Genomic DNA, 13,407 nt, shown 5'->3' on the forward strand with positions numbered 1-13,407 from the left:
GGCATCGGCGGGGCGTCGCGGTGATCGGTGCGGTGCGACCGACCTGGCGTCAGAGCGCCGGGGCGCTCTCGGCCAGGGCGCGCCAGTCCTCACGCTCGGGGATGCCCGGCTTGCGCGCGCCGAACAGTTGCAGCACCAGCTCGCCCTCGGCATCGAAGGCTTCCCAGCTGGTGATCACGCCGTCGCTGCTGGGCTTGCGCACGCGCCACAGCTCGGTCACGCCCGGGGTCTTCAGGTGCAGGTTGAACTCGGGGTCGAGCACGTTGAACCAGGTGTCCATCCATTTCAGGTTCTGCACCGGGCCGCTGTGGATCTGGATGCAATGGCGGTTGCCGACGAACACCATGATGGGGATCTGCTTCTCGCCCGCCGCCTCCAGCAGGCGCGGCAGTTCGGCGGTGTCCAGCTGCTCGGCCCACTCGCTGCCGGCCAGGCGCAGGGCCTGGGTGCGGGCCGCGCCATGCTTCTTCAGCAGGGCGAAGAAGTGGTGGGTGTCCTTGAGGGCGGACCAGCCTTCACGCAGCCCGGCGACGTCGATCTCGGCATCGGGTTTGACCGGCTCGGCGACGGGCAGCGGCTGCAGGTCCAGCTCGGCGCTCTGCTCCTCGGCACGGAAGCGCTCCACCAGCGGCGCCCAGGCGGCGACTTCGCTGCGCTCGGTGAGGAACACCTTGTGCACGGCCACGCCCTGCCTGTCGAAGATCTGGATGCTGCGCTGGGTGCCGCGCGGGGTTTCCTCGGCCACGGCGAACACGCTGGACCAGCCACCGAGGAACAGGCGCAGGTCGATGTCGGCGGACACCACCAGGCCCATCTGCCCGTTGGCCATCACCGACACCTCGCGGTACACGCCCTTGCGCTCGTGCACGCAATGCTCGTTGCGGGTCAGCGCCATGATGTGGCCCAGCTCGCCCAGGGCGGGCAGCAGGGTCGCCCACTCGGGGCGCAGGCGCACGGTGTCGACGCCCAGGCGGCTCGCGGTGAGCTCGCCCTCGCTCACGGCCAGCCGCTCGGCGGCGTCGCGGGCACGCAGGCGCGGCTCTTCGCCACGCAGGTCCTGCCAGGCCCGGTAGAGCGCAGGGGCGGAAGTGGCGGTCTGGGTCTCGGCAGTCATGGGTCTCACTCCTTCAGGATCAACGGCTCGCCGTAAGGGCGAATTCAATGGGTATTCTCACGCGGCTCGGCACCGGCTCGCCGTCCTGGACCTCAGGACGGAAGCGCCAGCTGGCGACCGCCTTCATGGCCGCTTCGTCGAGGCTCTCGATGCCCGACGAGCGCAGCAACTTCATGTCACGCAACCCGCCGCGCTCATCCAGGCGCACCTCCACCAGGACCACGCCCTGCTGGTTGCGTCGGCGCGCCTGGGCCGGGTAGATCGGCGGCCTGGGCGGAACGAGGAAGGACGGCTGGTCACTGACCACCTCGGCCTTCGGCAGCCTGGCGGCGACGGCGACCGGCTGGCTCGCCAGCGCCGGCGGGGCTGTGCTGGGCGCCGGCGCTGCGGCCTTCGCCACGCTCGGCGCGGTGCCGGGCCGAGGTTGCGGGCGCGGCTGCGGCCTGGGCTCGCTGCGGACGAGCTTGGCGACGGGCGCTTCCGGGCTCGCCTGGCGCGGCTTGACGGCAACGGGCCTGGCTTCCACGACGGGGCTGCTCTTCGGTTCCACCTTGCGGGGCGGCGGTGCCGCGAGCACCACCGGCTCGGCCGCGGCCGCTGCAGGCTCGACGAGACCGACCAGGTGCACCACCTCCGCCCGGGGCTCTCCCTGGGCCATGGCCGGCTCCGCCCGCAGGTCGTGCAGGAGCCATGCGAGCCCCGCATGCGCGACGAGCGACAGGGCGAGGCAAAGTGGAAGACGTGGCATTTTCCGCCCCAATTATCTAAATGCAAATCCATTTGATAATTGTTTGCATTTGTCTGTCAACGTCATTATGTTTTGCGCCGATGCCAATCTGCGATCACCAGAGAGGCCGGCGAAAAGCGATGGTCGGGATGACCCTCCGCAAAGGCACCCGTGGCATGACGCCCGTGGCTGGTAGCCACCCCAGAAGTGCCTGGCCGGTCCCTGGTTGCGCCTTGAACCCGGGAGTCCATCCATGCCGCTTCGCCCCCCCTTCGCCCGCCGCCCCTGGCTGGCCCTGCTGCTCCTGTCGCCCTCCATCGCCCTGGCGGCGGAAAGGACCGCGACCCAGTTCGACACCGTCACCGTGACCGCCACCCGTAGCGAGCAGACCCTCGATGAAGTGCCGAACACGGTGTCGGTGATGACCGAACGCGAGATCGACCAGAAGAACGTGAAGAACATCCAGGACCTGGTGCGCTACGAGCCGGGCGTGTCGGTCGGCGGGACAGGCAGCCGCTTCGGCCTGTCCGGCTTCACCATCCGGGGCATCGGCGGCAACCGCGTGCTGACGCAGGTGGACGGCGTGAGCATGCCGGATACCTTCTCCTTCGGCGGCTTCCTCAGTGCGCAGCGCGACTACGTGGACCCGGACACCCTCAAGCAGGTGGAGATCATCCGCGGCCCGGCCAGCTCGCTGTACGGCAGCGATGCCATCGGCGGTGCGGTGAGCTTCCTCACCAAGGATGCGGCGGACTACCTGGACGAAGGCGATGACGCCTACGCCCGCCTGAAGACCGGCTACGACGGCTCCGACGACAGCTGGCTGCGCAGCACCACCCTCGCCGCCCGCCAGGGCGACCTCGACGGCCTGGTGCACATCGGCCGCCGTACCGGCCAGGCCCTGGATACCCAGGGTGGCACCGGCGGTATCGGCGCGACCCGCGAGAAAGCCAACCCGCTCGACTACACCACCGACAACCTGCTCACCAAGCTCGGCTGGAACTACGCCGAGGGCCAGCGCCTGCAGCTGACCTACGAGCGCTACCAGGACGACACCGACACCCGGGTGCTGAGCAACTACAGCAACACCGCCACCATCCGCACCCAGGACGCGCGCGACAGCGTGGACCGCGAACGCTATTCGCTGCTGCACACCCTGCAACTGGACAGCCCGCTGGCGGACAACCTGCAGAACCAGCTCAGCTACCAGGACAGCCAGACCCGCCAGCGCACCTACGAGAACCGTGTCGTCAGCGGCTCACCTCGCTTGCGCACCCGCGACTCCCATTACGAGGAGAAGCTCTGGGTGCTCAACACCAAGCTGGACAAGTCCTTCAGCATCGCCGACAGCCAGCACACCCTGGTCTACGGCACCGACCTCAAGCGCCTGAAGAACGCCGACCTGCGCGAAGGCGGCGAGACCGTCATCGCCACCGGGGTCAACACACCGGTGCTGCCGACCAGCGACTTCCCGGACCCGACCACCAGCGAGTACGCGGCCTTCATCCAGGACAACATCGAGATCGGCCGCTGGACCCTGCTGCCGGGCCTGCGCTACGACTACTACGCGATGAAGCCCCACGCCACCACGCGTTACCTCAACAGCCAGGCGACCGACGCCAGCCCGAGCGACTTCACCGACTCGGCCGTATCGCCCAAGTTCGGCGTGACCTACCAGGTCGACGACCAGCACAGCGTCTACGGCCAGTACGCCGCCGGCTTCCGCGCCCCGCAGGCGATCGAGATCTTCGGCGAGTTCGTCAACCCGGGCATGTACCGCACCCTGGCCAACACCAACCTCAAGGCCGAGACCAGCGACAGCTTCGAACTGGGCCTGCGCGGCAAGTACGAGATCGGCAGCTTCGGCGCCGCGCTGTTCTACAACCGCTACGACGACTTCATCGAGCAGGTGTCCCGCCCCTCCAGCGTGCCGGGCTTCCCCTTCGGCGAGTTCCAGTACGTCAACCGCGACCGGGTGACCATCCGCGGCTTCGAGGCCAAGGGCGAGCTCTTTCTCGACAAGCTCGGCATGCCGGCCGGCTGGCGCGCCATGAGCTCGGTCGCCTACGCACGCGGCAAGGACGAGGGCACCGGCCAGCCGATCAACAGCGTCGACCCGCTCAAGGGCGTCTTCGGCCTGGGTTATGCGCAGCCCAACGGCAAGTTCGGCGGTGACCTGAGCTGGACGCTGGTGGCGGCCAAGGAGCGCATCGATCGCACCCAGACCGCCGGCCAGTACCAGCCCTCGGGCTACGGCCTGCTGGACCTGAACGGCTGGTGGCAGGTCACCGAGGCGTTCTCGGTCAACGCCGGCCTGTTCAACCTCACCGACAAGGACTACTGGCAGTGGGGCGATGTGCGCGGGCTGACCGAGAACAGCCCCAGCCTGCAGCGCTACACCCAGCCCGGCCGCCATGCGGCGGTCAACCTGATCTGGGAGATCTGAGCCTTTTCAGCGCAGGGACGCGCACCCTCTTGGCAATCCACGGCGGCACGGGATAATGCCCGCCTGCCGTGGAGACGCCGATGATCCTGCTATGCCGCCCCGACGAGTTGGCCGAAGGCCAGAGCCGGGGCTTTCTGATCGATGACCTGAAGCTGCTGCTGGTGCGCCGGGAGGGCCGGGTCCATGCCTATGAAAACCGCTGCCCACACCGGGGCATTCCCCTGGAATGGCAGCCGGACCGTTTCCTCGACGACAGCGGCAGCCTGATCCAGTGCGCCACCCACGGTGCGCTGTTTCTCATCGACTCGGGTGAGTGCGTGGCCGGGCCTTGCGCCGGGGAGTCCCTGCGACCGCTCGACTGCCGCGAGGACGATCGCGGCATCTGGCTGCTCGCCTAACCGATCACCTCGAGCCTGCGCAGCAGCGCCAAGCCCTCGGGACTGACCTCGGCGCCATAGGCGAGCACCTCCACCCCGGCGGCCTTGGCGTCGGCCAGGGCGGCGGCATAAGCGGGGTCGATCTCCACCGCTGCGCGCACGGCGTCGATACCGGAAAGGTTGACGCAGTAGAACTGCACCGCGCGCATGCCCTGGCGCGCCAGCGCCGCCAGCTCGCGCAGGTGCTTGCTGCCACGCACGGTGACGGCGTCGGGGAAGGCCGCCACGGCGGAGCCGTCGAAGCCCAGGGTCACGCTCTTCACCTCCACGAACACCTCGCCGCTCGGGTAGTCCAGGCGGAAGTCGGCACGGCTGTTCTCCACGCCGTAGGCGACCTCGCGCTTGAGTGCGGTGAAGCCGGCCAGCTCGGGGATGAGCCCGGCACGCAGGGCTTCCTCGACCAGGGCGTTGGCCCGCGCGGTGTTCACACAGGCCAGCCGGCCCTGGGGCGTCTCGGTGATTTCCCAGGTGCCGGGGAGCTTGCGCCTGGGATCGTTGGAGCGGCTGAACCATACGCGGCACCCTTCGCTCATGCAGTTGAGCATCGAGCCGGTGTTTGGGCAGTGGATGGTCAACTGCTCGCCGTCGAGGGTCTCGATGTCGGCGAGGAAGCGCTTGTAGCGGCGCAGCAGTCGGGCCTGCTCCAGGGGCGGGTCGAATCTCATCCCGCCAGCGCCGCCCAGGTCTTGAGCCCGCGGGCGATGCGCTTCACCGCTTCCTCCAGGCTCGGCAGGCTCTGGGTGTAGGCGAAGCGCACGTGCTGGTTGGCCAGGTGGCGCCCGAAATCCAGGCCGGGGGTGAAGGCCACGTGCTCGGTCTCGATGAAGTGCCGGCAGAAGGCGTAGGCGTCCTGGGTGAAGGCGGAAACATCCGCATATAAATAGAAGGCACCTTCGGGCTCGACCGCGATGCGGAAGCCAAGCTCGCGCAGGGCTGGCAGCAAGTAGTCGCGACGGCGGGCGAACTCGGTGCGGCGCTGTTCGAGTATCGCCAGGGTGTCGGGCTCGAAGCAGGCCAGCGCGGCGTGCTGGGCCATGGAGGGAGCGCTGATGTAGAGGTTCTGCGCGAGCTTCTCCAGCTCGGGCACCGCATCAGGGGGCGCCACCAGCCAGCCGAGGCGCCAGCCGGTCATGCCGAAGTACTTGGAGAAGCTGTTGAGCACGAAGGCGTCGTCATCCACCTCCAGCACGCTGGCGGCATCCACGCCGTAGGTGAGGCCGTGGTAGATCTCGTCGACCACCAGGTGGCCACCTTTGGCCTTCAGCGCGGCGGAGAGGCCGGCCAGTTCGTCACGGCCCAGCAGCGTGCCGGTGGGGTTGGCGGGCGAGGCGACCAGGGCCCCCACGCTGTCGCCATCCCAGTAGCGCTCCACCAGGTTCGGCGTGAGCTGGTAGCGGCTCTCGGGGCCGACCGGCACCAGTTGCGCGGCGCCCTCGACCAGGCGCAGGAAGTGGCGGTTGCAAGGGTAGCCCGGGTCGGCGAGCAGCCAGTGGCGGCCCGGGTCGACCAGCAGGCTGGCGGCCAGCAACAAAGCGCCCGAACCGCCGGGAGTAATCAGGATGCGTTCGGGGTCGATATCCAGGTCGTAGCGATCGCCGTAGAACCCGGAGATGGCACTGCGCAGCTGGGGCAGGCCGCGCGCGGCCGTATAGCGCGTGTGGCCGGCGGCCAGGGCGGCCTGCCCGGCCTGGACGATGGGGGCGGCGGTGCTGAAGTCCGGCTCGCCGATCTCCAGGTGGATGACGTCGTGCCCCTGCGCCTGCAACTCGTTGGCGCGGGCCAGCAGGGCCATCACGTGGAAGGGTTCTATGGCACGGCTGCGTGCACTGTATGACTGGGCCATCGGCCTTCCTTTATTAACGCAAAGAGCGGATTCTACCGAATGGTCCGGGAAGGCTGCAGCAACCACGATAACTGGGAGTAGCGTGCCCGGAGTCGATCTGGTAAGTTCGCCCGCTTGCAGTCGCAGGGCCGGGTTACCGGCGATGGACCAGAACCTGCGCAATGGATTAGAGAAAGTGAGAGGCGGCCATTCATGCCCACCAAAGCAAAGCAACAGAGCAGCCAACTGATCCGTGGTTTCGAGCCTTACCAGGAAACCAAGGGTGAGGAGTACATGAGCGACCGCATGCGCGCTCACTTCACCAGCATCCTCAACAAGTGGAAGCTCGAACTGATGGAGGAAGTGGATCGTACCGTGCACCACATGCAGGACGAAGCCGCCAACTTCCCCGACCCGGCCGACCGCGCCAGCCAGGAAGAAGAGTTCAGCCTGGAACTGCGTGCACGCGATCGCGAGCGCAAGCTGATCAAGAAGATCGACGAGACCCTGCAACTGATCGAAGACAACGACTACGGCTGGTGCGACTCCTGCGGCGTCGAGATCGGTATCCGTCGTCTCGAGGCACGCCCCACCGCCACGCTCTGCATCGACTGCAAGACGCTGGCGGAGATCAAGGAAAAGCAACTCGGTTCCTGATCCCAGAACGGGGCGCTACGGCGCCCCGTTTCGTTTCTGCAGGCCCGCACTCCAATGAGTTCTCCCACCTACATCGGCCGCTTCGCCCCGACGCCCAGCGGCTTTCTGCATTTCGGCTCCCTCGTCGCCGCCCTCGCCTCCTACCTCGATGCCCGCTCGGTCGGTGGCCGCTGGCTGCTGCGCATGGAGGACCTCGACCCGCCGCGCGAGGTACCCGGCGCCCAGGACGCGATCCTGCGCACCCTGGAAACCTACGGCTTCGAGTGGGACGGCGAATGCGTGCGCCAGAGCGATCGCCACGATGCCTACGCCCAGGTGCTCGACCGCCTCTTCGACCAGGGCCTGGCCTACGCCTGCACCTGTTCGCGCAAGCAGCTCGAAGGCCACCAGGGGGTCTACCCCGGTTTCTGCCGCAATGCGCTGCACCCCCGGCATGACGCCGCGATCCGCCTGCGCGTGCCGGAGCTGATCTACGGTTTCACCGACCGCGTGCAGGGCGAGTTCCGCCAGCACCTGGGGCGCGAGGTGGGCGACTTCGTCATCCGCCGTCGCGACGGTCTCTACGCCTACCAGCTGGCCGTGGTGCTGGATGACGCCTGGCAAGGCATGACCGATGTGGTGCGCGGCGCCGACCTGCTCGACTCCACGCCGCGCCAGCTCTACCTGCAGGAACTGCTGGGGCTGCCGCAGCCGCGCTACCTGCACGTGCCGCTGATCATCCAGCCCGACGGGCACAAGCTGGGCAAGTCCTATCGTTCCCCGCCGCTGCCAGCCGACCAGGCCGGCCCGCTGCTCGACCGCGCCCTGCGTGCACTCGGCCAGCGCCCACCGGCGCAACTCGCCGACGCCACCCCGCGCGTGGTGCTCGACTGGGGCATCGCCAACTGGGACGCCACGCGCATCCCCGGCAGCCGCACACTGGCCGAAGCGCAGCTGCGCTAGGGGCCATCTCTCCCCTCGCACCCGCACCGGTCATTCGCTACCATCGCCGCACTCCCGATGCGAGATGCGGCATGTATATCTACCGACTGGTTCTGCTCCTGGTGGTGGGGATCTATCTGTTTTCCCCGGCCATCATGGACTGGTGGATCGACCCCAATGGGGCCTGGTACCGCCCCTACCTGCTCTGGCTGATCCTGATCGTGGTCACTTTCATCCTCCAGAGCCAACGCGATGCTGACGAGCTTTAGCCTGAGCCAGCTGATCCTCATCAGCGCGGCTTACCTGTTCACCCTGTTCGGCGTCGCCTGGCTCAGCGATCGCGGCTTCGTGCCTCGGCGCATCGTCCGCCACCCGCTGACCTACACCCTGTCGCTGGGCGTCTACGCCAGCGCCTGGGCCTTCTATGGCACGGTCGGGCTGGCCTACCAGTACGGCTACGGCTTCCTCGCCAGCTACCTGGGAATTTCCGGCGCCTTCCTCCTCGCGCCGGTGCTGCTCTACCCCATCCTGCGCATCACCCGCACCTACCAGCTGTCCTCGCTGGCGGACCTCTTCGCCTTCCGCTTCCGCAGCACCTGGGCCGGCTCGCTGACCACGCTGTTCATGCTCGTGGGCGTGCTGCCGCTGCTGGCGCTGCAGATCCAGGCGGTGGCGGACTCCATCGGCATCCTCACCCGCGAGCCGGTGCACGACCGCGTTGCCCTGGGCTTCTGCGCACTGATCACGCTGTTCACCATCCTCTTCGGCGCGCGCCACATCGCCACCCGGGAAAAGCACGAGGGCCTGGTGTTCGCCATCGCCTTCGAGTCGCTGGTCAAGCTCACCGCCCTGGGGGGCATCGGCCTCTATGCGCTCTATGGCGTGTTCGGCGGCCCCCATGAGCTGGAGCTGTGGCTGCTGCAGAACCAGGCGGCGCTCTCCACCCTGCACACCCCGCTGCAGGAAGGACCGTGGCGCACGCTGCTGCTGGTGTTCTTCGCCTCGGCCATCGTGATGCCGCACATGTACCACATGACCTTCACCGAGAACCTCAACCCCCGCGCCATGGTCAGCGCCAGCTGGGGCCTGCCGCTGTTCCTGCTGCTGATGAGCCTGGCGGTGCCGCTGATCCTGTGGGCCGGCCTCAAGCTCGGCGCCACCACCAACCCGGAATACTTCACCCTGGGCCTGGGCATCGCCGTGAACAGCGACGCCCTGGCCCTGCTCGCCTATGTCGGCGGGCTGTCGGCGGCCAGCGGCCTGATCATCGTGCTGACCCTGGCGCTGTCGGGCATGGCGCTGAACCACCTGGTGCTGCCGCTGTACCAGCCGCCGTCGGAAGGCAACATCTACCGCTGGCTGAAATGGACGCGCCGGGCGCTGATCGTCGCCATCATCATGGCCGGCTACGGCTTCTATCTATTGCTGGGTGCCGAGCAGGATCTTTCCAACCTGGGCATCGTCGCCTTCGTCGCCACCCTGCAGTTCCTTCCCGGCGCGCTGTCGGTCCTCTACTGGCCGACCGCCAACAGCCGAGGCTTCATCGCCGGCCTGCTGGCGGGCATCGGCGTCTGGCTGTTCAGCATGCTGCTGCCGCTGGTGGGCAACCTGCAGGGCATCTACCTGCCGCTGTTCAACGCCATCTACGTGCTCGACGACACCAGCTGGCACATCGCGGCGATCGCCTCCCTGGCGGCCAACGTGCTGGTCTTCACCCTGGTCTCGCTGTTCACCGACGCCAGCGCCGAGGAACGCGGCGCCGCCGAAGCCTGCGCGGTGGACAACGTGCGCCGCCCGCAGCGCCGCGAGCTGGTGGCCGGCTCGCCCCAGGAGTTCTCCGCGCAACTGGCCAAGCCGCTGGGTGCGAAGACCGCACAGAAGGAAGTGGAGCAGGCCCTGCGCGACCTGCACCTGCCCTTCGACGAGCGCCGCCCCTATGCGCTGCGCCGCCTGCGTGACCGCATCGAGGCCAACCTCTCGGGGCTGATGGGGCCGAGCGTGGCCCAGGACATGGTCGAGACCTTCCTGCCCTACAAGTCCGGCAGCGAGAGCTACGTCACCGAGGACATCCACTTCATCGAGAGCCGCCTGGAGGACTACCACTCGCGCCTCACGGGCCTGGCCGCCGAGCTGGACGCCCTGCGCCGCTACCACCGCCAGACGCTGCAGGAACTGCCGATGGGCGTGTGCTCGCTGGCCAAGGACCAGGAGATCCTCATGTGGAACCGCGCCATGGAGGAACTCACCGATATCCCCGCCCAGCGCGTGGTGGGCTCGCGACTCTCGGCCATCAGCGAACCCTGGAAGGGACTGCTGGAAAGCTTCATCAACCTGCCCGACGAACACCTGCACAAGCAGCGTCTGCAACTGGAAGGCCAGGCACGCTCGCTGAACCTGCACAAGGCCGCCATCGACGAGCCCCTCGCCCCGGGTAACACTGGCCTGGTGCTGCTGGTGGAAGACGTTACCGACACCCAGTTGCTGGAAGACAAGCTGGTGCACTCCGAGCGCCTGGCCTCCATCGGCCGCCTCGCCGCCGGTGTCGCCCACGAGATCGGCAACCCCATCACCGGCATCGCCTGCCTGGCGCAGAACCTGCGCGAGGAGCGCGAGGGCGACGGCGAGCTGACCGAGATCAGCAGCCAGATCCTGGAGCAGACCAAGCGCGTGTCACGCATCGTCCAGTCGCTGATGAGCTTCGCCCATGCCGGCGGCCGCCAGCAGGCCACCGAGCCGGTGTGCCTGGCCGACGTGACCCAGGACGCCATCGGCCTGCTGTCGCTGAACAAGCGCAGCGTCGACGTGGAGTTCTTCAACCTCTGCGATCCGGAGCACGTCGCCGAGGGCGATCCGCAACGCCTCGCCCAGGTACTGATCAACCTGCTTTCCAACGCCAGGGATGCATCACCGCCCGGCAGCGCGATACGCGTGCGGAGCGAAATCTCCGATCACGCGGTCGACCTTGTGGTGGAGGACGAAGGAAGCGGGATTCCCAAGGCGATCATGGACCGCCTGTTCGAACCCTTCTTCACCACCAAGGACCCGGGCAAGGGGACCGGCCTGGGCCTCGCGCTGGTCTATTCGATCGTGGAAGAGCATTATGGCCACATCACCATCGAAAGCCCGGCCGACCCCGAGCAACAGCGCGGCACCCGAATCCGGGTGACGTTGCCGCGATTTGTCGAAGCGACGTCCGCTGTGATCTGAGACCGTCGAGAGAGCTGAATTTAATGCCACATATTCTCATCGTCGAAGACGAAACCATTATCCGTTCTGCCTTGCGCCGCCTGCTTGAACGCAACCAGTACCAGGTCAGCGAAGCTGGCTCCGTCCAGGAAGCCCAGGAGCGCTACAGCATCCCCGGCTTCGACCTGATCGTCAGCGACCTGCGCCTGCCCGGCGCCCCGGGCACCGAGCTGATCAAGCTCGCCCAGGGCACCCCGGTCCTGATCATGACCAGCTACGCCAGCCTGCGCTCGGCGGTCGACTCGATGAAGATGGGCGCGGTGGACTACATCGCCAAGCCCTTCGACCACGACGAGATGCTCCAGGCCGTGGCGCGCATCCTCAAGGAGCGCCAGGAAGGCAAGGGCGCCCCGGCCGAACGCAGCGGCAACTCGCGCGGCACCGAAAAGGCCGCATCGGGTGGTGCTGCCGCCGACGGCGAAATCGGCATCATCGGTTCCTGCGCCTCGATGCAGGAGCTCTACAGCAAGATCCGCAAGGTCTCGCCCACCGACTCCACCGTGCTGATCCAGGGCGAATCCGGCACCGGCAAGGAGCTGGTCGCCCGCGCCCTGCACAATCTCTCCCGCCGCGCCAAGGCCCCGCTGATCTCGGTCAACTGCGCCGCGATCCCGGAAACCCTCATCGAATCCGAGCTCTTCGGCCACGAGAAAGGTGCGTTCACCGGCGCCAGCGCCGGGCGTGCCGGCCTGGTCGAGGCGGCCGATGGCGGCACCCTGTTCCTCGACGAGATCGGCGAACTGCCGCTCGAAGCCCAGGCGCGCCTGCTGCGCGTGCTGCAGGAAGGCGAGATACGCCGTGTCGGTTCCGTGCAGTCGCAGAAGGTCGATGTACGCCTGATCGCCGCGACCCACCGCGACCTGAAAACCCTGGCCAAGACCGGCCAGTTCCGTGAAGACCTCTACTACCGTCTCCACGTGATTTCCCTGAAGCTGCCCGCCCTGCGCGAGCGCGGCAACGACGTGATCGAAATCGCCCGTGCCTTCCTCGCCCGCCAGTGCACCCGCATGGGCCGTGAAGACCTGCGCTTCGCCCACGACGCCGAACAGGCCATCCGCCATTACCCCTGGCCGGGTAACGTGCGCGAACTGGAGAACGCCATCGAGCGTGCGGTGATCCTCTGCGAAAGCCCGGATATCTCGGCCGACCTGCTGGGCATCGACATCGAGCTGGATGACCTGGACGACGAGGACTTCCTCGACACCCCGGTCCAGACGGCCAGCAACAGCCACGAGCCCACGGAAGACCTGTCACTGGAGGACTACTTCCAGCACTTCGTGCTCGAGCACCAGGATCACATGACCGAAACCGAGCTTGCCCGAAAACTGGGCATCAGCCGCAAGTGCCTGTGGGAGCGCCGCCAGCGCCTCGGAATCCCGCGCCGCAAGTCGGGGGCCGCGACCTCCTGAGGGCGCGAGCCCGGTGACAGAGCGGTGCGGACGGAGTTCCCCGCTTTGTTACCGCGTTAATCTCTCGTAACAAAAGCCGGGTCTTAAGGTAACGAAAGCCCGGCTTTTTTGTACCCGCCCACCAACCCCGAATCGCCGCAAACCCTTGATTTACAAGGAATCACAAAAGTTGGCACGGCATCTGCTTTATCTCTGGCACAACAACAATAACAAACGTGTAACCCCACAATAAGAACAAGACGTACCGACTCCAGCACAACAAAAACAAAACCGCGGAGGCGCAGCTAACTGATTCTTTTGGAGAGGAGTTGCCTTTGGGGCCCGCCCCACGACCAGGCTGAGAACAATAAAACTGTCATGAGACAGCGCCTGAACTGGTTGGATCACGGAATGATCATGGCACCGTCAGCGTCCAAAGCAATCCGTTTGCTATTGACCCTCGATTCGAGGGCATTTCCAGAGGCCACGAACCTGCTGGAACGGGTCGAACAACAAAAACACCAAGCCCGACACAACAATAAAAACAAAGCACGCACCAATTTGGGGGGGAGCTTCGGCTCCCCCAGTAGCTTTGACACACCCCCGCCGCTTCCTTCACCATCTCCCGACCCAGTGCTAGAATCCGCGT

At 66.9% G+C, this 13,407-nt stretch carries 11 protein-coding genes; 7 read left to right on the plus strand and 4 right to left on the minus strand.

The annotated features are described in order from the left end of the window. Positions 1-49: 49 nt before the first annotated feature. Positions 50-1,114, minus strand: a complete 1,065-nt coding sequence (locus PHLH3_RS25925; protein ID WP_213626320.1) for a ChuX/HutX family heme-like substrate-binding protein — start codon at positions 1,112-1,114, stop codon at positions 50-52. Positions 1,115-1,133: 19 nt separating this feature from the next. Next, on the minus strand, positions 1,134-1,772 hold the full coding sequence (locus PHLH3_RS25930) for an energy transducer TonB (RefSeq protein ID WP_213626321.1): 639 nt from the start codon (positions 1,770-1,772) through the stop codon (positions 1,134-1,136). Between the two features lie 322 nt (positions 1,773-2,094). Here PHLH3_RS25930 and PHLH3_RS25935 point away from each other — a divergent pair, with 322 nt between their 5' ends. Both PHLH3_RS25935 and PHLH3_RS25940 read left to right on the plus strand, forming a co-directional pair. Beyond that, positions 2,095-4,287 (plus strand): TonB-dependent hemoglobin/transferrin/lactoferrin family receptor, encoded by a 2,193-nt coding sequence (locus PHLH3_RS25935; protein ID WP_173179186.1) that lies wholly within the window; start codon positions 2,095-2,097, stop codon positions 4,285-4,287. 80 nt (positions 4,288-4,367) lie between these two features. Continuing rightward, positions 4,368-4,685: a Rieske (2Fe-2S) protein gene (locus PHLH3_RS25940; RefSeq protein WP_213626322.1), complete on the plus strand. Its 318-nt coding sequence runs from the start codon at positions 4,368-4,370 to the stop codon at positions 4,683-4,685. On the opposite strand, the gene sfsA is transcribed toward PHLH3_RS25940, so the two are convergent. Then, positions 4,682-5,389 carry a DNA/RNA nuclease SfsA gene (sfsA, locus tag PHLH3_RS25945; protein ID WP_213626323.1) on the minus strand — a complete coding sequence of 236 codons (708 nt, stop codon included), beginning with the start codon at positions 5,387-5,389 and terminating at the stop codon, positions 4,682-4,684. The genes PHLH3_RS25940 and sfsA overlap by 4 nt on opposite strands. Then, on the minus strand, positions 5,386-6,567 hold the full coding sequence (locus tag PHLH3_RS25950; protein WP_213626324.1) for a pyridoxal phosphate-dependent aminotransferase: 1,182 nt from the start codon (positions 6,565-6,567) through the stop codon (positions 5,386-5,388). The genes sfsA and PHLH3_RS25950 overlap by 4 nt, the downstream gene beginning before the upstream one ends. Positions 6,568-6,759: 192 nt before the next feature. Here PHLH3_RS25950 and dksA point away from each other — a divergent pair, with 192 nt between their 5' ends. The 5 genes from dksA (at position 6,760) to PHLH3_RS25975 (ending at position 12,779) form a co-directional block, all read left to right on the plus strand. Then, the gene (dksA, locus tag PHLH3_RS25955; RefSeq protein ID WP_173179178.1) at positions 6,760-7,203 is read left to right on the plus strand and encodes an RNA polymerase-binding protein DksA; all 444 of its coding nucleotides are present in this window, start codon (positions 6,760-6,762) and stop codon (positions 7,201-7,203) included. A gap of 54 nt (positions 7,204-7,257) precedes the next feature. Then, positions 7,258-8,145, plus strand: a complete 888-nt coding sequence (gluQRS, locus tag PHLH3_RS25960; protein WP_173179176.1) for a tRNA glutamyl-Q(34) synthetase GluQRS — start codon at positions 7,258-7,260, stop codon at positions 8,143-8,145. A gap of 71 nt (positions 8,146-8,216) precedes the next feature. After that, the gene (locus PHLH3_RS25965; protein WP_003095129.1) at positions 8,217-8,393 is read left to right on the plus strand and encodes a hypothetical protein; all 177 of its coding nucleotides are present in this window, start codon (positions 8,217-8,219) and stop codon (positions 8,391-8,393) included. Continuing rightward, positions 8,377-11,331, plus strand: a complete 2,955-nt coding sequence (locus tag PHLH3_RS25970) for a sensor histidine kinase (RefSeq protein ID WP_213626325.1) — start codon at positions 8,377-8,379, stop codon at positions 11,329-11,331. The genes PHLH3_RS25965 and PHLH3_RS25970 overlap by 17 nt, the downstream gene beginning before the upstream one ends. A gap of 23 nt (positions 11,332-11,354) precedes the next feature. Further along, complete coding sequence (locus PHLH3_RS25975) at positions 11,355-12,779, plus strand: sigma-54 dependent transcriptional regulator (protein ID WP_213626326.1); 1,425 nt, start codon at positions 11,355-11,357, stop codon at positions 12,777-12,779. Positions 12,780-13,407 lie beyond the last annotated feature (628 nt).

The organism is Pseudomonas sp. Pc102 (assembly GCF_018408275.1).
In the GTDB taxonomy this organism is placed as follows: domain Bacteria; phylum Pseudomonadota; class Gammaproteobacteria; order Pseudomonadales; family Pseudomonadaceae; genus Metapseudomonas; species Metapseudomonas tohonis.